This is a genomic window from Chryseobacterium paridis, assembly GCF_016595215.1.
In the GTDB taxonomy this organism is placed as follows: Bacteria; Bacteroidota; Bacteroidia; order Flavobacteriales; family Weeksellaceae; genus Chryseobacterium; species Chryseobacterium paridis.
Map to the genome: position 1 here is coordinate 976102 of NZ_JAENHK010000010.1, position 19206 is coordinate 995307.

Consider the following 19206-nt stretch of genomic DNA (forward strand, 5'->3'; position numbering starts at 1 on the left):
CTATAGAACAAAAAAAAGCGCTCCAATTGGAGCGCTATATATATCTAAGATTTAAAATATAATTTATTTTTTAATAAATTTCTCAGTTGTTTTTCCTTCTTTGGTTTCAAAAGTTAGAATATAGCTTCCAGGATTAAGATTTTTAACGTCTACTTTATTTCCTTGTAAGGTAACAGGAAGTTTTCTTCCTGAAATATCAAATACTTCAAGGTTATTGATTTTAAGATCTGTGAGAATATTAAGGTAATCAGCAGTTGGATTAGGTCCAATTGCAATAATTGCAGATTTTGTATTTTTAATATCAGATGTTCCTAATGTACTATTATTTGAAGCCCATACAGAGTAATTATCTATACCAAAAGTTGTAGGGCCTGTATTTGCTGGAGACGTCGCTGAAGTTCTAGTAGGACTACTTAAAACATCTAGTTCAAAAGGATCAAAACCACCCACAGTTGTAGCTCCATTTACAGCTAGTGTAATAGGCGCTGCACTACCAACTTGGTAAGTAATAGCACCCGTAGTTTTATTATAACTGAATCCTAATGAAACCCAAGTATTAGCTGGATAGGTTGTAGTAGAAATACCAGTAATATTATAAAAACCACTTTGTCCAGGAACATCTAAATAAGCCATTCCATTAATAAGCTTAGTTTGTGAGTTATATCTAATTCCAACAATCCCATCTGTATCACCATAAACGACCATTCCAGATGCATGCTGATTAGTTGATGTTCCTGTATAAACTTCAAAACTACCTTTAATAATATTATTTCCTGCAGTTCTGGTTGCCCATGCTGCATCTAATCCACTCTTAAAAACCGAACGTTGGGAAGCACCAGTTCCGTCACTTCCTCCTGTTACTTGTAGATATTTTCCATGTGTTGCATCACCTGTAACAATTTGATAATTGGCTGCTGTACCACTAGATAAATACATTCCACCTTGTCCCACTGTAGTACCATCAGTAGCAGTTGCTACATTTCCTAAAGTATAGGCATTGTAATTATCGGATTCCAAAACTTGAGCTGAAATGGAAATGAATGACGTAACAAGTACGCCAAATAGTAAAACTTTCTTCATGATATAATTTTTTATTAACTACGTAAAGATATTTTATTTTCTTGATTAAAAAAAATTTTAATCAAGAAAATAAATAATCAATAACAATCAATGAAATAAACAATTAAATCAATAATTATTACACTATTAAGTGATATAAATATACCATCTATAAAAAAACAATTATAATGAATAAAATAAAGCATAATAACTTATTTTGTTAAAAATAGCTTCATAAAAAAAAGAAATACTCTTAAGTATTCCTTTTCTAGAAATTTTATTGCTTTAGTTATTACTTACTTTAGTAAATATATGTATTACTTTGAATAGTTTTCGAAAAATAATGGAATACTCTCAATTCCTTTATAGAAATTAAACAATCCATAATGTTCATTGGGAGAATGAATCGCGTCCGAATCTAAACCAAATCCCATTAAAACAGATTTCGCACCTAAAACCTTCTCAAACATTGATGTAATTGGAATACTTCCCCCACCTCTGTATGGTAAGACCTCTTTTCCGAAGGCAGATTCCATAGCTTGTTTTGCCGCAGAGAATTCTTTAGTATCAGTTGGTAAAACATATGGCATACCTCCATGATGTGGTGTAACTTTTACTTTTACAGTATCTGGAGCAATTTTCTCGAAATATTTTGTGAATTTTTCTGTAATCTCTTCCGGAGTCTGATACGGAACTAAGCGCATTGAAATTTTTGCAAATGCTTTTGAAGGAATAACAGTTTTTGCTCCTTCACCTGTATAACCACCCCAAATTCCATTACAATCTAAAGTCGGGCGAATAGATGTTCTTTCTAAAGTTGTATATCCCTTTTCACCTTCTATATTACTAAGTCCAATTGCTTTTTTAAACTCATCAGGATTATCCTTTAACTTATTCATTTCAGCTCTTTCTTCATCTGAAACAACATCTACATTATCGTAAAACCCATCAATTGTAATATGTCCATCTTCATCAATTAATTTTGCGATCATTCTTGAAAGAACATGAATAGGATTAGGAACAGCTCCTCCATACAATCCGGAGTGTAAATCTCTGTTTGGTCCTTCCACTTCTACTTCTACATAACTCAATCCTCTTAAACCAGTAGTTACAGTTGGCTGTTCATTACTATAAATATGAGTATCAGAAATTAAAATACAGTCACAAGATAATTTCTCTTTATTTTCATTAACAAAATCTCCTAAACTTACTGATCCTACTTCTTCCTCACCTTCTAAAATAAACTTAACATTACAAGGAAGAGCATTAGTTTTCATCATCGCCTCAAATGCTTTCAAATGCATAAAAAACTGTCCTTTATCGTCTGCAGAACCTCTTGCAAAAATAGCACCATCAGGATGTAGTTCCGTTTTCTCTATATAGGGCTCAAAAGGTGGCTTTTTCCATAACTCTAGTGGATCCGCAGGTTGAACATCATAATGTCCATATACCAAAACCGTAGGTAGGTTTTTATCTAAAATTTTCTCTCCAAAAACGATAGGGTTACCATTTGTTTTGCATACTTCCACATTATCTGCTCCTGCATTTTTAAGATGTGTCGCACAAACCTCTGCACATTTTAATACATCATCTTTATACGCAGGATCTGCTGAAATAGAAGGAATTCTTAATAACTCAAATAATTCATCTACGAAACGTTGTTTGTTTTCGTTGATGTAATTTAATGTCTCTTGCATTGTAAAAAATTGTTTTGTTAAAATTAAAAAAAATGGTCTGCAGGGGCAAGCAAAAAGAAAGAATTTTCCGACAGACTGATATTTGTTTGAAATTAAGTAATGATCGGGTTTAAAAACAAAAATGTCTTACAATGATGTAAGACATTTTTATATTTTTTACTAATAATTAGTGTTCAGCTTTAGCTTTCTCAGCTTCTGCAGGTTTTTTAGCAGCTGCACTATCTGTTTTTGGAGCTTCAGTTTCATGTTTTTCAGCTACAACATCTTCTTTGTGTTCTGCTGCTGCCTCATGACCATGTGCTTCTCCGCCTCCTTGTACATCATCAGAATATCTTTCTGCTCCTTCTTCAAGTTTCAAAGTATTCTTATTTCCTCCTGCCTGTATTTTTTTACAGCTTACCGCTACACTTGCAATGGCTAAACATATAATTAATTTTTTCATATGTAAAATTTATTTTTTTAAAGGTCATATGGAATCGTACTATTTAGTCTATTCTGAATCATCTAAATAGTCTGCGATTTCATGCTCAAATTTTAGATTGCCCAAAATTAAGAAATCTTGCATCTTTTGGCAACATTTTTATATTGATTTTAAAATAATTTTGCCTTTTTTGGACTGTGTAAAAATAAGGTATCTTTCTCCGCCATCTTTTATACCATATTTCTTTTTAATTTCATCAGGTTTCAAAGGATAGTTTTTGGAAATGATATTGTATTGTTCTTTCTTTTTAATTTGTTTATTTTCAATTACTTCCATTTCAATAATTCTTCCTGGAAAATTTTCCACTTTTTCTTTTGAAGTATAAATATGTGTATTGGGATGAAGCTTTTGTACACCAAACCTTTCAGAAATGAGATTAAATGTACCTGCTTTTAAAATAGAGTTATTGGGTAAATAAATAAACCTTTCTGGCTCAGTATATTCAGAATGGGCATTTTCTTCTTCACCAAACTGAAATATAAAATCAGATTCACCACTTTCCAAATTAACTGAATGACATATAACTTTCCCAGGATCTTCATGAGACAAGTAAACAACAACCTCTTTCACATCATTTTTTACTGCAATGATGGCAATTTTGGAAACATTTTTTAAAACAAAAACTAAATATTTCAAGTCAATTAATGGTGAAAGCTTTATGACAATTTCATTTGAAATAGAAAGTAAATGATCCTGAATTTCCAGAATATCAGGTGATAAATCTTCTAAAAGAAAAACTTTATTTTTACTGCTATCCCTTCTGGCTGGATCCAGATAGATCACATCAAAATTCTCTTTATTTTTATTAAGGAAGTCTTCAAGCTTTACATTAATAAATTCTGCCCTTTTTCCTAAGACAGTCCAATTATGCTCAACAATTTTTAAAAGATCTGTATTCTGTTCTATAAGTGTTATTTCTTCAAAATTTTGAGACAGATAATAGGCATCTATTCCAAAGCCACAGGTAAGATCAATAAATCTCTTTCCCTTTAAAAATGATGATTTATAAACTGCTGTCTTTTCAGAAGACGACTGTTCAAGATTGAGTTGTGGAGGGAAAATAATTCCTTCTTGTAGTAAAAAAGGGAATTTTTTATGAGCAACCTGTTTTCCTTTTATTTGCTGAACAATCTCCTGCATAGTAACTTCCGGAAAGGGAGATTTTTTCAATAATAAAGTATGTAAATCCTTATCTAGATTTGCAGTGATGAAATTTTGAACGTCTTGATTTAGTATTTTATATCCCACAGATTTCACAAATAACACAGATTTTAAAAAATATTAATCAATAATTCCATTTATTTTCCTAATTATACTTTTAGCAATATAATCGGTATTAAAATTAATTAATATTCCTAATTTAAAGCCAGTCAGTTTCAAATAGGTTAATAGCTGTTTATGATGAACATTATTAATTTCCTGAATAGACTTTATTTCGATAATCACTTTGTTTTCAACAATTATATCAGCAATGAAACTTGTTTCAATAAAAATATCTTTATATTTTATTGGAATATGAACTTGTGTTTCAGTATGCAAACCATTATTCTCTAGTTCATGAACTAATGCTTTTTCATAAACCTTCTCTAATAAGCCTGGTCCAAGCTCATTATATACAGAAAATATAGATTTCCTGACATAAAAGCTGATTTCATTTTCATTCATTTGTGTAAAATAATATATGTAGTAACCTACATGTCTGTGTTATTTGTGAAATCTGTGGGGAACAAGATTTACAACAATAACATTATCTTTTGTAAAAAATATAATCTGTCAATAATGGTTCAATACCATTTTGTTTTAATAGGGAATTGATCTGTCCCCGGTGATAGGTGGAATGGTTTATTATGTGGAAAAGCATTTCAAAAATACTGTTTTCAAACTTTGTTCCTTTTGAATTCTGATAACCTATTCTGTTATCTAAATTAAAATTCTGAACAATCTGAGTACTTATCATAAAATTGTGATGATTAATTTCCTGCAAATCATCAAATGTGTTAATCTGCCAGACTTCAAAAGGTTGTTCTCCTAATATTCTGGAATTCCAGATCTGTTGAGCATTTATCGTATGATTGATCAAGGATATAGTCTTTTCATCCACTTTCAAAATCTGATCAGCGATAAGCTTAATGATTTCCCGATTGTAGTGATGGGTATATTCAAACAGATCAATTAACTTTTCATTCATTACTCAAACATTTCTGCCCAACGTACTGCTTTTATCTCTTTCTCGTCGTAAAGCTCTTCAATAGATCTTTTAACTTCTAATTTGGGATAAAGATTTACTCCTATCAGTTTAATTTTACCTTCTTCAACCCATTTTTGCTCTCTGACAGCCTGGTTATAAATTTTTTTCTGAACAATCCCCTGTTTAAGCAACTCTAAATACCCTCCTTCATCTTCTATTTCTAAAAATAATGCCCAGGATTTTTCTGCAATCTGATGCGTTAAATCTTCTACATAATAGCTCCCGTTAGTAGCGTCTTCAAAAACATTAATTATACTTTCATACGCTAATACAATCTGCTGTTTGAAAGAGATTTCCTGCGAATTTTCTGTACTTCCTTTAATAAGATAATTATTGGTATATACGGCATCTGCTCCCCCAATCATAGCAGAAGCAAGCTCCAATGTAGATCGAATAAGATTATTTTCACTATCTGAAACAGCCTTATTTCTTAAAGAAGTTTCAGCAAAAATATAAGGAATGTCATTTAAATTATATTCTTTTGAAAGCTGATTAAAAACCAATTTGAATGCTCTTACTTTAGCCATTTCGAAAAAATAATTTCCTCCAATCGCTAATTTGAAAATTAATTTATTTAAAATTTCAGCCCCAAAAATCTCAACAAGTTCCTTAGTTTTAGCTAAAGCAATTCCTAATTGTTGATAAATTGCAGCACCAGCATTTTGATGAAGCGATACATCGATACAAATATTTCTTCTAAAGTCCTTGGCCAATAATTCTTTAACGAGTTGTTCATTAATCTTTCCTTGTTTTTCATCAAAGACATCGATTAATGAAAAATATTGATCTTCATCTTTTGGACTGATATGTTCTGCAAGATCTTTATTATTAATAAAAATAGTTTTCCCTTCCAGATTTTCTACGTTTTGATCTAAAAGAAAAGCAAAAACATCATCTTCAAGGCTTTCATGATATCCAGCCACCAAATGGGTACTCTCTTCAACTCTGGGAAGATTTACCAAAGGTTTTTGTACAGAATTATAGAAAGGTCTTACAACTATCCCTTCCAAGTTTTCTTTTTTCAGAATGGTGTAAATATCTTCTGTTTTAAGTTGCTTTTTGACTAAATTTTCCCAGTCAGGAAGGATATTTGTATTCGACATTGAGTTGAAAGTTATGAATTGAATTAAGAGTAATAAATTATGAATTTTATTTCTTTGGAATATTGGTACTATCCACCACCAGAATAAAGATCTCTTCATCCGGCTTTTTCATAAAATAATTTTCTCTAGCGTATTTTTCTTTTTCAGATTTGTTGTTCATTAGCTTTTTATAAAACGTATCATTTTTTTCATATTCCGTTTTATAATACTGCAATTGTTCCTGATATTTACTGATTTCACCATTAAGTTCATTAATTACCAAAAATGAGGTCTTATCAAAGAAAATCATCCAGACCAGAAACAGACAAATGGTAATAAAATATCTGTTTATGATATATTTCTGAAGCATTTTTACAACTTCCGATTTTGGTTGTATGTCTTTAATTAATTTATTTGCCATTTTAGTGTTTTCTCAACGAGTTCTTTATAACAGTAGTTAAAAAATCAATCGCTACGGAATTCTGCTTCATGTTGGGGATGATTAGATCCGCCTCATTTTTTGAAGGTTCAATAAATTCCTGATGCATTGGCTTTAAAGTAGTTTGATAGCGGTGTAAAACTTCGCTTAAATCTCTTCCTCTTTCTTGGGTATCTCTTCTAATTCTCCTGATTAACCTTTCGTCAGAATCTGCGTGAACAAAAACTTTCAAATCAAATTCTTTCAATAACTCTTTATTAGTAAGAACTAAAATTCCCTCTACTACCAATACATTTTTAGGTTCTACAGTAACGTGATCTCCGGTTCTGGAATGAGTGACAAAGCTATAAATTGGCTGTTCAATAGGCTCGTTATTTTTTAAAGCTTTCACATGTTTCAACATCAATTCAAAATCTATAGACTTGGGATGATCATAATTTAAAGCTTCCCGCTCAGTCAATGTAAGATTATGGTTATCATGATAATAATTATCCTGAGAAAGGATGTTCATTCCTTCGATATCAAGCTGTTGAAGTATTTTATCAACAACTGTAGTTTTGCCGGATCCTGTTCCTCCTGCAATTCCTATTACAAGCATTCTATTTGGGTTTCTATATAGTTGGTACAAATATACTATTTTACTTGAATGCAAGTAAACTAATAGACAGGTAATTTCCGCAATAAAAAAACCGGCAATATAGTGCCGGTTTTTACTATAGATTTTTAAATCTTATTTTTTTATAAATTTAGTTGATAAATTGATTTCTTTTATATTCAGGATATAATCACCCGTTGAAAGATTCGTAACATTTATTGCATTTTTACCATTTTTAATAGTAGCATCCAAAACTTTTCTTCCTTCCATGTTGTAGATTTCTACCTTTTCTTCTTTATTTACTTTTAAAGAAATATTCAATACATCATGTACCGGATTTGGATAAATAGCAACAATTTCTTTTTTAGAAACTTCGTCAACACTTAACTGACAATTATAAGCAGGTAAAGTATATCCAGCAGCAGTAAATTCTTGGGTCATAATATTGATATCTCCACAAGTAAATCCAAATTGCCCAAGCATATCAATAGCAGCCTGTCTAACGGCAGTAGCCGCTTGTTCTTGATTAGTACTCGCTCCCGTCATAGATAGTCCTTCCAGGAATGCTCTATCGGTTTTTGCTCTACCTATCTGGTCATAGATTCTCATCAGAGCGGATGCCCATATTTGCCCTCTTGTGTGAATAGCACCTGTTCCTGGGTAAAGAACAGTATAATTTGTAATTCTTCCTGCCCAGCAAGTATTATGTCCATCCCAACTGAACATCCAGTTGTATTGTGGTGCAGATGAAGGCCATTGATTAAGGCTTCTGCTATATGATTGCGCCCAATAATCACCACACCCCTCACTTAATCCCTGAACTTGAGATAGATTGCCATTAGTTAACCAATCGTGTACTCCGTGTCCAAGTTCATGTAAGATAACGTCTGCATCTTCAGCATCATCTACGCAGCCTTCTCCGAAGACCAACCTTCCATTACTGTAATAAGAATTATCATCCCCATCTACTCCGTGTGGATCATACCACAATATGCCTTCGTTAGTTAATGGTTTACATACAATGTTCAATGTTTCATTGATATATCGCAAACTATTATCTATATGCCAATATGCATTTACAGCCTCAAATCCCTGATCATTTCTATTAAATAGGAATTGGTTTGTCGCCTGAGTAAATAAGCCTGTAGATGGTGTTTCTAATTCTTTAATTTCGGCATAAGAACCCTTTAGTTTGTATACACCTGCAACAACATCTACTTCAGGAATTGTCACCAATGTTCTTGCAGCATCCAGGCTGGCATTAGTAGTATCATTTCCATCTACATACTGTCCTCCATAAGCAACCTGCATTTTAGAAAGGGGATCCGGGTTAAAAATGTATCCGGAACCTGCTACGAAAGCTTTTTTAGCGCTTATTTCTTTTTTTGTATTTTTTTTCCCTGGTTTTGTTTCATCTTTGTCGTGATGATAGAATGCAATATCTTCTGTACTGATTACATTTCCATTTTGCGCATCTACAATTGTTTCCCAACTTCCAGGATTATCATGAGAACTAGTAAGTACTCTGTACACCAGTTTAGTTTCACCGGCTTTTGTAGAATAAACAAAAAGTTTATTTTCTTCAAGAGTAATTCTACCTTTTGTTTTTGAAGCAATATGTGCTTTTTGAAGAGCTTCAGAAGCCTTAAGAGAAGGGATTGTATTTATTTCCTCAATATTCTTTTTTAGATTCTCACTAGAAGTGTAGGTAATTTTACCTTCCTTATTGAAATGAACTAAAATTTCAGATTGAAAAACAGGTACATCTTTTACGAACTGCTGAAAGCGCAATGTTTCTCCAGAGCTTCCTTTTTTCACAAAATTGAGTGTCAGTTGGTCAGCTTTAATTCCTAGACTTGTGGAGTTTTCATTGATCCATTTTTTTGCAGAGGCTTCTAAAGAAGATTCTTGAGCTGCTAACCCAGAGCATGTCAGTAAGCAACCAAAAACCAAAGAACTAATTTTTAATTTCATAAGATATTTTTTAAGTTTGTGTTTTACTAAAATAATAAAGATTATTGAATTAGAAATCACAATTTTAACAAAAATTTAATAAAAAATTAAATAGTTTTAAAAATATCATAAAAAAAAGCCGGACATTCTGTTCGGCTTTTTGTTTTATACTATTTCACTTGTTAATTCCCTGGAAATTAATTTTTCATGCATTGGCTTCAATACTTCCATCGAGCCTGTTTTTACGGTACATTTACCCTTATAATGAATCAAAATAGTGCACTGTTCAGCTTGTTCTAATGTATGCTTACAGATTTCTACCAAACTATCGATCACATAATCAAAAGTGTGAACATCATCGTTATGTACGATCAACTTATAGACATCATCCGTCTCATCCAATACAAGAACTTCTTCTTCATATTGTCGTTTGGGATTTTCGTAATCTTTTATGCTGTTATAAAAAATCATCTTGAAAATTTATTTAAACTTCTCCTAATTTATCGGCTAAATCACTAATTACATTGGGTCCCTGATAGACCAATTCAACAAGTTCAACACTCTTATTATTCATTTTTAAGATCTTAAAATGATAATTTTCGAGGTCAAACTCTTGATTCTCTACAGGAATATCCTCTAAAGCATGCAAAATAAAACCTGCCAGAGTATTGTATTCACTTTCTTCTGAAGGAGCAAGTTTCTTAGGCAAAAACTCATTGATTTCTTCTAAAGGCTGAGTAGCCTGTACCCAATAAATATTATCTCCGATTTTATCTACAATCTTATCTTCATCATCTTCTTCATCCTGAATCTCTCCTACCAACTCTTCAAGGATATCTTCTAATGTGATGATCCCTTCAGTACCACCAAATTCATCAATAACGATGGCTAAATGCTGTTTCTTTTGCTGGAAAATCTTCAGGAGATCCGAGATCTTCTTACTTCCAACTACGAAAAATGCATCACGCATCAAGGTTTTTAGATCATCATGATTTAATTCGCCTTTTCGCTTAACAAATTCTCTGATGATTTCTTTTGTATAAAGGATACCTATCACATTATCAATGGAATTGATGTACACCGGAATTCTCGAGTATCCACTATCCATTATTTTGTTGATAATATCACTTATATCTTCTTCAAAATCTATTGATGTAATATTTTGTCTTGGAACCATGATCTGTTTTGCAGAATGATCCGTAAAATCAAATGCATTTTTAATGATCTCGTAGTTCTCTTCTTCAATCTCTCCACTATCAGCACTTTGCTTTACCAAAAGCTGAAGCTCTTCCGTTGAGTGAATCTCCTGTTCTGACGCAGGGTGAATTTTCATCAACCTTAAGACTCCGTTAGACATCGAATTCATTAACCAGATAAATGGTTTAAAAATAGTATAGAAAATTCTCAAAGGAACCGCAGTAGCCATAGTTGTTGCCTCAGATTTCCTAATAGCAATTGATTTAGGGATAAGCTCTCCAAATACAATATGCATAATAGTAATGAGAACAAAACTGATAATTAAAGATATTGAAGTAATTGAAGCAGCACTCAATTCAAAATTAATTGATACAAAAATATTCTCAACAATATGATGCAGGGCGCTTTCTCCTACCCAACCCAAAGCAAGGGAAGCTAATGTAATTCCTAATTGTGTTGCAGATAAATACTCATCAAGATGTTTTATGATGTGTTCTGCTTGCTTAGCCATAGAGTCACCTTCTGCGGCTTTTATTTGAATTTGCGAGTAACGAACTTTAACAATTGAAAATTCAGCGGCTACAAAAAAGCCATTAAGTAATACAAGAAACAAGGCTAACAAAAGCCTGACTATGTCCGAGTCCATTTAGAAATTTATATAAAATTTATTTTTACAAAGATATATAAAATAAAAATAACAAAAAAAGCATCGAGTATATCGATGCTTGAGTATTTTATTGAATATTTTTCTTACGAATTTTTCAAAGCTTCTGCTCCGGAAACGATCTCTAAGATCTCGTTCGTAATAGCAGCCTGTCTTGCTTTGTTATAGAAGATTACTAAATCATTCTTCAAAGCCTGAGCATTGTCTGTTGCTTTATGCATTGCAGTCATTCTCGCACCGTGTTCAGATGCCACTGAATCCAAAACAGCTTTGAAAACCTGAGTTTTAATAGATTTTGGAATCAAATTATCCAAAATTTCATTCTTGTTCGGCTCAAAAATATAATCTGTTTCTACTTGAGGTTCTGTAGTTTCAGGCATCAAGATTGGAAGAAGCTGCTCTTTAGTTACTTCTTGAGTAGCTGCATTGATGAATTTATTATAAATCAGATAAATCTCATCAAACTTTCCTTCTTTGAAGCTATCCATTACTCCTTCTGTAAGGTTAGAAACAGCATCAAAGTTTAGATTATCAAAAACGGCACTTTCATTAGCATATACAGTACGGCTTCTTCTCACAGCATCATATGCTTTTTTACCGATTGTAAGAACTTCAATATCGTATTGAGAATTATTCTGAAACTGATTGTTAAGCTCTTTTACAATAGACGAGTTAAAAGCACCTGCAAGACCTCTGTTTGAAGTAACAGCGATAAAAAGAACTCTCTTAACCTCTCTTTTTTGAGCATAAATAGAAACCTGATCAGGATCTGAACTAGAATTTACATTCTGGATGATTTCTTGTAGTTTTTCAGAATAAGGTCTTAACATCACGATTGCATCCTGTGCTTTTTTTAGTTTCGCAGCAGAAACCATTTTCATAGCACGTGTAATTTGCATCGTAGATGAAATTGAACTGATTCTTCCTCGTATTTCTTTTAAGTTTGCCATATTGGGTTAGTTGTTGGTTGTCGGTTGTTGGTTGCTAGTTTGAGAAATTTCTGTCAACTATCAACCAAAAACCATCAACTAATTTTTTAATTATATTTAGAAGCTAAATCGTTAGCAGCTTGCTTAAGAACGTCTGTAATTTCGTTATCGATTTTTCCAGATTTAATTGCAGCCATAGTTTCAGGGTGCTTAGATCTTAAGAAAGCGATATATTCCGTTTGGAATTCTTTTACTTTTCTGATAGGAACATTTCTTAATAAGTTCTCAGTACCTGCATAGATCATTGCTACCTGGCTATCCACTGGAAGTGGAGAGTTAACTGGTTGCTTAAGAAGCTCCACGTTTCTTTCCCCTTTAGAGATTACAGCTAAAGTAGATGCATCAAGGTCAGAACCGAATTTAGCAAATGCTTCTAATTCTTTATATTGAGCCTGGTCAAGTTTTAATGTACCAGAAACTTTTTTCATTGATTTGATCTGTGCGTTACCTCCTACTCTCGATACAGAGATCCCTACGTTGATCGCAGGACGAACCCCAGAGTTGAATAGGTCAGATTCCAAGAAAATCTGTCCGTCTGTAATTGAAATTACGTTAGTTGGAATATATGCAGAAACGTCACCAGCCTGAGTTTCAATGATTGGAAGTGCAGTTAATGAACCACCACCTTTTACTAAAGGCTTTAAAGACTCAGGTAAGTCATTCATCTGGCTTGCGATGTTATCATCCGCAATTACTTTTGCAGCTCTTTCCAATAATCTTGAGTGAAGATAGAAAACGTCTCCAGGATAAGCCTCACGTCCCGGTGGTCTTCTCAATAGAAGAGAAAGCTCACGGTAAGCAACAGCTTGTTTAGATAAATCATCATAAACGATAAGAGCTGGTCTACCAGTGTCTCTGAAGTACTCTCCAATAGAAGCACCTGCCATAGCAGAATACACCTGCATTGGAACTGGATCTGATGCATTAGCAGCAACAATTACAGTATAAGCTAAAGCTCCTTTATCAGAAAGAGTTTTAACGATTTGAGCTACTGTAGAAGCTTTTTGCCCGATTGCAACATATATACAATATACAGGTTTTCCTGCATCAAAAAATTCTTTTTGGTTGATGATCGTATCAATAGCAACAGTCGTTTTACCTGTTTGTCTGTCACCAATGATAAGCTCTCTTTGACCTCTTCCTACAGGAATCATAGAGTCAATCGCAACAATACCTGTTTGTAAAGGTTCTGTTACTGGTTGTCTGAAGATAACTCCAGGCGCTTTTCTTTCCAATGGCATTTCATATAAATCCCCAGTAATAGGACCTTTACCATCGATTGGATTACCAAGAGTATCTACTACTCTTCCTAACATTCCTTCTCCTACTTTAATAGAAGAAATTCTATTTGTTCTTCTTACTGTATCTCCTTCTCTAACTAATTTACTTTCTCCCAAAAGAGCAACACCTACGTTGTCTTCTTCAAGGTTTAGTACAATACCTTCTACATCACTAGAAAATTTAACCAACTCTCCGTATTGTACGTTTTCTAACCCGTATACACGAGCAATACCATCACCGATGGTTAAAACTGTACCTACTTCCTCAACGTTTGATTGAGTATCGAAGTTGGCCAATTGCTGTTTTAAGATCGCAGATACTTCTGCCGGATTTATTTCTGCCATTGTATGGTTGTTTTTGTCTTAATTTAATTGAAAATCTTTTTTAACCTGATTTAGTTTACTTTTCACAGAGGCGTCGATCTGTTGATCTCCTACTCTTAAAATGTATCCTCCTAAAATTTTAGGATTCACATTTACCTGCAAATCGAAATTTGAAGTGTTACTCACCAAGTTGGTAGATTTCAAAATTTGATCTATATTTTCTTTTGAAAGTTCAGTTGCAGTAGTAAGAATGATTCTTTGTACTCCATTGATGTCTTCCACTTTATTGATAAATTCCTGAGCGATATTTTTCAATTGGTTTTCACGTCCCTGCTTAATAACCAATGTTATTAGATTACGAGAAGAAAGTGATAAACTCTTGAAAATCTCATTTGCTACTTCTGTCTTCTTTTTAGCATCAATGTAAGGAGTAAGGAAGAACTTGTTCAAATCAGTTGATTCAGACATTAACTTCACTACATCTTTCATTTCAGAAAACACAGTAGCCGTTTGGCCGGATTCATTTGTAAAATCCAGTAAACCTTGTGCATATCTTTTAGCTACTTTAGATGTAAGCATTATTAGTTAAGATTAGATTTGTTTAAATAATTTTGAACCAATTCGTTTTGCGCTTCGTTGTTCTCCAATTTCTGCTTTAAGATAGATTCAGCAATGTTTACAGATAAAGCACCAATTTGAGTTTTGATATCTGCCATTGCAGCATTTTTCTCAGTTTCGATGGTTTGTTTAGCTGCTTCGATTAATTTATCTCCTTCAGATTTAGCAACATCTTTAGCTTCTCCTACAATTCTATCTTTAATTTCTCTTGCTTCTTTCAGGATAGCATCTCTTTCGATTTTAGCCTCACGAATAATTCTTTCGTTGTCAGCTTTAAGATCTTCCATTTCTTTTTTAGCCAATTTAGCTTGATTTAATGCATCAACAATAGAAGTTTCTCTGTCATTTACTGCATTAACAATTGGTTTCCAAGCGAATTTTGCTAAAAGAAACAACAGGATAACAAAAGTAAGCGTCATCCAAAACAAAAGTCCAATTCCAGGTTCAATAATTCCCATATCTGTAAATTCTTTTTTTAATGTGATAATTTTATGGATATCTTTTTAAAATTCTTAGCAGCAGCCAACCGCTTCACTGCTAAGAATATTTTCTTTGAGGATAATTACTTGATGAAAGCACCAAAGATGATCGCGATAAGACCAGCACCTTCAATAAGACCAGCAGCAATAAGCATTGCTCCTTGAATCTTACCAGCTTGTTCTGGTTGTCTAGCGATAGCATCCATTGCATGACCACCGATTTTACCAATACCAAGACCTACTCCTAATACTGCTAAACCAATTCCTACGTAAATTAATCCTGCTCCAGTTGATAAATCCATAATAAATAAATTATATTAGTTAAAAATTATTTTAAAATTAAAGCTCTTTATTAGTGAGCGTGTTCTTCATGTCCATGCTCATGTTCATGTTCCGCAACAGCGATACCAATAAACAATGCTGATAACACAGTAAAGATATAAGCTTGTAACGCAGCTACTAATAGTTCCAATACAGAAACAAATAATGCTAATGGTACAGATGCAAATCCTAAGAATGGAGATTTGAAGATAAATATCAAAGATATAATCGCTAAGATCATAATGTGTCCAGCTGTAATATTAGCAAAAAGACGCATCATTAAAGCGAAAGGCTTTGTAAAGATTCCAATGATCTCAATTGGAACCATAATTGGATACAACAATAGAGGCACTGGTGGCATAAATATGTGTTTCCAATAATCTTTATTAGCACTGAATAAAGTAATCAACAAAGTAATAATTGCCAAAACAGCAGTAATTGCTATATTTCCTGTAAGGTTTGATCCACCAGGGAAGAAAGGAATTAATCCAAAAAGGTTATTAAACCAGATAAAGAAAAATGCTGTCAATAAATAAGGCATATATCTTTTATATTTTACCGATCCAATATTTGGTATAGCTACTTCGTCTCTGATAAATACAATTACGGGCTCCATTAATTTCCCAAGACCTTTTGGCAATTGAGATTTTTTATAGTTTCTAGCCATACTAATAAATACAATCAGCATAAAAATCACTGACAAGAACATTGATGCAGCATTCTTAGTAATAGATAGATCAAAATAAACATCACTTGATTTTTGTTTCCCTCCTATTAATGCAAATAAAGTTGCTTTTTGAATTCCTTTAGTAGAAACTACTTGTCCTTCTTCTAAAGTATAACCATCATGTTCGTGACCGTGAGCGATATTGCTAGAAAGGAAAGTATGCCATCCTTCATTATCTTTAATAATTACTGGCAATGGAACTGAAACATGATGCTCTTCCCCATTATCATCTTTGGTAGTCCATAAATGCCATTCGTTAGAATCACCAATGTGTTCCATGATCATTTTGGTAGCATTAAAGCCCTTCTCCGCTTCTGTATGCTCTACTTTTTCAGCTGCCTTTTCACCTTCAGACTCGTGCTGTGCATTAGCTAAACCACTAATAAACACAAATAAAAATGCGAAAAATAATGAAGAAATTTTCTTGTTCATATCTCTTTTTTAATCGTGTGCAAATATATCGATTTTATTAAACTTTACCAATATTAAAAATTGATTTTTATCATCAAAAAAGTCAAGATTTGTTAATCAGTTTTATTATAGATAAATATATAAGGAATGAAGCAATGATAAAGCAGATCACAATAAACAAAAAATCAGCTTTTGTTTTATCAATTATCAGTAAAGAAATAATAAGCCAAACAATATCTTTGGAAAGGTTTACCACAAGAAACTTCATTCCTGCATCAGGCTTACCATACAAATATCTTTTAAATAGTATATAAACAACACAATTAAGGACTACTATTAAAATTACAATAATGAAACTATTCCAAATATTCATTTTGCAAAAATAGAATTATAATTTATTAAGCAAAACAAATCTCCATGTTGTATATAATATATATTATTAAAAATTCCTTATTTTTGCAAACTATAATTTATAACACATATGTTTAATAGTTTACAGGATAAATTAGACAAAGCGCTTCATAATATTTCCGGACGTGGAAAAATTACGGAAATCAATGTTGCGGAAACAGTAAAAGAAATTCGTAGAGCATTGGTAGATGCCGATGTTAATTATAAAGTAGCAAAAGATCTTACAAAAAGAGTACAGGATAAAGCTTTAGGGCAAAACGTTCTTACATCTCTTACACCAGGACAATTGATGACTAAAATTGTTCATGATGAATTAGTAGATCTAATGGGAGGATCCCAGGAAGGAATTAATCTTTCAGGAAAACCGACAGTCATTCTAATTGCAGGTCTTCAGGGTTCTGGTAAAACTACATTTTCCGGAAAACTTGCGAATTTTTTACATACTAAGAAAAATAAAAAGCCTCTATTGGTTGCCTGCGACGTTTATCGTCCTGCAGCAATTGATCAGCTTAAAGTTTTAGGAGGTCAGATTGGAGTTCCTGTTTACACAGAAGAAGGAGCAACCAACCCATCTACGATTGCTGAAAATGCAATTAAATTTGCAAAAGAAAATAACCATGATGTAGTCATCGTGGATACAGCAGGGCGTTTAGCTATTGATGAGCAAATGATGAACGAGATCAAATCAGTTCATTACTTCATCAAACCTCAAGAAACTCTTTTTGTTGTAGACTCTATGACAGGTCAGGATGCTGTAAATACAGCAAAAGCATTTAATGATGCTTTGAATTTTGACGGTGTTGTTCTTACCAAATTAGATGGTGATACAAGAGGGGGTGCTGCTTTAACGATCCGTTCTGTAGTTGAAAAACCAATCAAGTTTATTTCTACGGGTGAGAAAATGGAAGCTTTAGATCTTTTCTATCCAGAAAGGATGGCTGACAGAATCTTAGGAATGGGAGACGTTGTTTCCCTAGTAGAAAGAGCTCAGGAGCAATTTGATGAAGAAGAAGCTAAAAAACTTCATAAAAAAATTGCTAAAAATGAGTTTGGTTTTGATGATTTCTTAAAACAAATCAATCAGATCAAGAAAATGGGTAACATGAAGGATCTAATGGGAATGATTCCGGGAGTTGGAAAAGCAATCAAAGATGTGGAAATCAGTGATGATGCATTTAAACATATTGAAGCTATTATTCATTCTATGACACCAGAGGAAAGAAGAAGACCATCTATCATTAATACTCAGAGAAAGCAAAGAATAGCAAGAGGTGCAGGAAGAAAGATCGAAGATGTAAATCAATTGATGAAACAATTCGATCAAATGGGTAAAATGATGAAGATGATGCAGGGGCCTCAAGGAAAACAAATGATGCAGATGATGAGCAAAATGCCGAATATGCCTGGAATGGGTGGAATGTTTGGAAAATAAACCATCAATTATAATAAATAAAAAACTCTCAGAAATTCTGAGAGTTTTTTTGTTTATGTTTTTATTTGAATTTATATCCCAATCCAAGCTGGAAGAAATTCATTTTCATTTTTTCATCCTGTACAGGATTCTTAAGCATATTTGTTAGTCCAAAACTATAACGCGCATCTACAAATAATCCTTTGTATACATTATAATCAGCACCAAAGAAAAGTCCAAAATCTGTAGATTTGAAATTATCATTGAAAGCTCTTTCAAGATACTCCTCTCCCTCTTTAATCCCCTGTGGATTAGCCATAGCTCCACTTACTTTGATTTTTGCTGTCGTATTGGTTTTAAAGCTCACATACGGACCAGCGTAAATTCCTAGTTCAGGAGTTGCATAATATCTTGCTGATACAGGAATTACAATTCTATTAAAATTCAAATTTTCAGTTACTGTAACACCGCCAGGAAGAGACACTTTTGCCTTCCCTCCTAAATTTGCATATTCCACTTCTCCCTGAACAGCAAACTTATTGTTGAATTTATGTTCAACTAAAGCTCCTACATAAAACCCTGATTTTGATTTCAGGCTTCCTTCGATTCCCTCAAATTCAATGTTGTTTTCATTAGAATTTAATTTAGACAAAGCATATCCTGCTTTCACTCCAAACTTTGTCTGTGCGTTCATGCTTGCAAAAAATGCCAATGCAGACACTAATAAGATCTTTTTCATAGTTATTATATTTAAAATAAATTGTTAAAAAAAAGCCCTAAAAATAAATTCTTAGGGCCTTTGTTTTATAAATGTTTTGTT

20 protein-coding genes are annotated in these 19206 nt (G+C 32.8%); 1 reads left to right on the plus strand and 19 read right to left on the minus strand.

From position 1 onward, the window contains the following. Window positions 1-63 precede the first annotated feature (63 nt). The 18 genes from JHL15_RS13900 to atpB all read right to left on the minus strand — a co-directional run bounded on the left by JHL15_RS13900 (window position 64) and on the right by atpB (window position 16585). Window positions 64-1080: a T9SS type A sorting domain-containing protein gene (locus tag JHL15_RS13900; RefSeq protein ID WP_200246662.1), complete on the minus strand. Its 1017-nt coding sequence runs from the start codon at window positions 1078-1080 to the stop codon at window positions 64-66. A 296-nt stretch (window positions 1081-1376) separates the two neighbouring features. Next, window positions 1377-2756: a dipeptidase gene (locus tag JHL15_RS13905; RefSeq protein WP_200246664.1), complete on the minus strand. Its 1380-nt coding sequence runs from the start codon at window positions 2754-2756 to the stop codon at window positions 1377-1379. A gap of 166 nt (window positions 2757-2922) precedes the next feature. Continuing rightward, on the minus strand, window positions 2923-3198 hold the full coding sequence (locus JHL15_RS13910) for a hypothetical protein (RefSeq protein WP_200246666.1): 276 nt from the start codon (window positions 3196-3198) through the stop codon (window positions 2923-2925). 138 nt (window positions 3199-3336) lie between these two features. Continuing rightward, the gene (locus JHL15_RS13915) at window positions 3337-4407 is read right to left on the minus strand and encodes a class I SAM-dependent methyltransferase (RefSeq protein ID WP_234047775.1); all 1071 of its coding nucleotides are present in this window, start codon (window positions 4405-4407) and stop codon (window positions 3337-3339) included. Window positions 4408-4518: 111 nt separating this feature from the next. Beyond that, window positions 4519-4902, minus strand: coding sequence for a GxxExxY protein (locus JHL15_RS13920; RefSeq protein ID WP_200246668.1), 384 nt, complete (start codon window positions 4900-4902; stop codon window positions 4519-4521). A gap of 82 nt (window positions 4903-4984) precedes the next feature. Next, window positions 4985-5425, minus strand: coding sequence for a DinB family protein (locus tag JHL15_RS13925; RefSeq protein WP_200246670.1), 441 nt, complete (start codon window positions 5423-5425; stop codon window positions 4985-4987). Continuing rightward, entirely contained in the window at window positions 5425-6588 is a 1164-nt protein-coding gene (locus tag JHL15_RS13930) for a methylmalonyl-CoA mutase family protein (RefSeq protein ID WP_200246672.1), read from the minus strand. The genes JHL15_RS13925 and JHL15_RS13930 overlap by 1 nt, the downstream gene beginning before the upstream one ends. 46 nt (window positions 6589-6634) lie before the next feature. Then, on the minus strand, window positions 6635-6988 hold the full coding sequence (locus JHL15_RS13935; protein ID WP_200246674.1) for an FtsB family cell division protein: 354 nt from the start codon (window positions 6986-6988) through the stop codon (window positions 6635-6637). 1 nt (window position 6989) lies between these two features. Then, entirely contained in the window at window positions 6990-7604 is a 615-nt protein-coding gene (gene udk / locus JHL15_RS13940) for a uridine kinase (RefSeq protein WP_072406162.1), read from the minus strand. A 132-nt stretch (window positions 7605-7736) separates the two neighbouring features. Next, entirely contained in the window at window positions 7737-9575 is a 1839-nt protein-coding gene (locus tag JHL15_RS13945) for a T9SS type A sorting domain-containing protein (RefSeq protein ID WP_200246676.1), read from the minus strand. 144 nt (window positions 9576-9719) lie between these two features. Beyond that, entirely contained in the window at window positions 9720-10025 is a 306-nt protein-coding gene (locus JHL15_RS13950; protein ID WP_200246678.1) for an ATP-dependent Clp protease adaptor ClpS, read from the minus strand. 13 nt (window positions 10026-10038) lie between these two features. After that, entirely contained in the window at window positions 10039-11397 is a 1359-nt protein-coding gene (locus JHL15_RS13955) for a hemolysin family protein (RefSeq protein WP_200246680.1), read from the minus strand. Between the two features lie 104 nt (window positions 11398-11501). Continuing rightward, window positions 11502-12365: an ATP synthase F1 subunit gamma gene (atpG, locus tag JHL15_RS13960; RefSeq protein WP_200246682.1), complete on the minus strand. Its 864-nt coding sequence runs from the start codon at window positions 12363-12365 to the stop codon at window positions 11502-11504. 86 nt (window positions 12366-12451) lie between these two features. Next, entirely contained in the window at window positions 12452-14029 is a 1578-nt protein-coding gene (atpA, locus tag JHL15_RS13965) for a F0F1 ATP synthase subunit alpha (RefSeq protein WP_200246684.1), read from the minus strand. Between the two features lie 18 nt (window positions 14030-14047). Continuing rightward, window positions 14048-14587 (minus strand): ATP synthase F1 subunit delta, encoded by a 540-nt coding sequence (gene atpH / locus JHL15_RS13970; RefSeq protein WP_200246686.1) that lies wholly within the window; start codon window positions 14585-14587, stop codon window positions 14048-14050. A gap of 2 nt (window positions 14588-14589) precedes the next feature. Further along, a complete protein-coding gene (locus JHL15_RS13975) occupies window positions 14590-15084 on the minus strand; it encodes a F0F1 ATP synthase subunit B (protein ID WP_089026644.1) in 495 nt (164 codons plus the stop codon). Window positions 15085-15188: 104 nt separating this feature from the next. Further along, entirely contained in the window at window positions 15189-15407 is a 219-nt protein-coding gene (locus tag JHL15_RS13980; RefSeq protein ID WP_007844726.1) for an ATP synthase F0 subunit C, read from the minus strand. Window positions 15408-15457: 50 nt separating this feature from the next. Beyond that, complete coding sequence (gene atpB / locus JHL15_RS13985; protein WP_200246688.1) at window positions 15458-16585, minus strand: F0F1 ATP synthase subunit A; 1128 nt, start codon at window positions 16583-16585, stop codon at window positions 15458-15460. Between the two features lie 460 nt (window positions 16586-17045). Between atpB and ffh the strand changes: the two genes are divergently transcribed. Continuing rightward, window positions 17046-18407, plus strand: coding sequence for a signal recognition particle protein (gene ffh / locus JHL15_RS13990; protein ID WP_200246690.1), 1362 nt, complete (start codon window positions 17046-17048; stop codon window positions 18405-18407). Window positions 18408-18468: 61 nt separating this feature from the next. On the opposite strand, the gene JHL15_RS13995 is transcribed toward ffh, so the two are convergent. Beyond that, window positions 18469-19125 (minus strand): porin family protein, encoded by a 657-nt coding sequence (locus tag JHL15_RS13995; protein ID WP_200246692.1) that lies wholly within the window; start codon window positions 19123-19125, stop codon window positions 18469-18471. Between the last annotated feature and the right edge of the window lie 81 nt (window positions 19126-19206).

Excerpts from the sequence above, each read along its gene's own strand:
- atpG (WP_200246682.1), bottom strand. The coding sequence starts at position 12,365 with ATGGCAAACTTAAAAGAAATACGAGGAAGAATCAGTTCAATTTCATCT.
- JHL15_RS13955 (WP_200246680.1), bottom strand. The coding sequence starts at position 11,397 with ATGGACTCGGACATAGTCAGGCTTTTGTTAGCCTTGTTTCTTGTATTA.
- ffh (WP_200246690.1), top strand. The coding sequence starts at position 17,046 with ATGTTTAATAGTTTACAGGATAAATTAGACAAAGCGCTTCATAATATT.
- JHL15_RS13905 (WP_200246664.1), bottom strand. The coding sequence starts at position 2,756 with ATGCAAGAGACATTAAATTACATCAACGAAAACAAACAACGTTTCGTA.
- JHL15_RS13900 (WP_200246662.1), bottom strand. The coding sequence starts at position 1,080 with ATGAAGAAAGTTTTACTATTTGGCGTACTTGTTACGTCATTCATTTCC.
- JHL15_RS13975 (WP_089026644.1), bottom strand. The coding sequence starts at position 15,084 with ATGGGAATTATTGAACCTGGAATTGGACTTTTGTTTTGGATGACGCTT.
- JHL15_RS13995 (WP_200246692.1), bottom strand. The coding sequence starts at position 19,125 with ATGAAAAAGATCTTATTAGTGTCTGCATTGGCATTTTTTGCAAGCATG.
- atpB (WP_200246688.1), bottom strand. The coding sequence starts at position 16,585 with ATGAACAAGAAAATTTCTTCATTATTTTTCGCATTTTTATTTGTGTTT.
- JHL15_RS13925 (WP_200246670.1), bottom strand. The coding sequence starts at position 5,425 with ATGAATGAAAAGTTAATTGATCTGTTTGAATATACCCATCACTACAAT.
- JHL15_RS13980 (WP_007844726.1), bottom strand. The coding sequence starts at position 15,407 with ATGGATTTATCAACTGGAGCAGGATTAATTTACGTAGGAATTGGTTTA.
- JHL15_RS13945 (WP_200246676.1), bottom strand. The coding sequence starts at position 9,575 with ATGAAATTAAAAATTAGTTCTTTGGTTTTTGGTTGCTTACTGACATGC.
- JHL15_RS13930 (WP_200246672.1), bottom strand. The coding sequence starts at position 6,588 with ATGTCGAATACAAATATCCTTCCTGACTGGGAAAATTTAGTCAAAAAG.
- JHL15_RS13910 (WP_200246666.1), bottom strand. The coding sequence starts at position 3,198 with ATGAAAAAATTAATTATATGTTTAGCCATTGCAAGTGTAGCGGTAAGC.
- JHL15_RS13950 (WP_200246678.1), bottom strand. The coding sequence starts at position 10,025 with ATGATTTTTTATAACAGCATAAAAGATTACGAAAATCCCAAACGACAA.
- JHL15_RS13935 (WP_200246674.1), bottom strand. The coding sequence starts at position 6,988 with ATGGCAAATAAATTAATTAAAGACATACAACCAAAATCGGAAGTTGTA.
- atpH (WP_200246686.1), bottom strand. The coding sequence starts at position 14,587 with ATGCTTACATCTAAAGTAGCTAAAAGATATGCACAAGGTTTACTGGAT.
- udk (WP_072406162.1), bottom strand. The coding sequence starts at position 7,604 with ATGCTTGTAATAGGAATTGCAGGAGGAACAGGATCCGGCAAAACTACA.
- atpA (WP_200246684.1), bottom strand. The coding sequence starts at position 14,029 with ATGGCAGAAATAAATCCGGCAGAAGTATCTGCGATCTTAAAACAGCAA.
- JHL15_RS13920 (WP_200246668.1), bottom strand. The coding sequence starts at position 4,902 with ATGAATGAAAATGAAATCAGCTTTTATGTCAGGAAATCTATATTTTCT.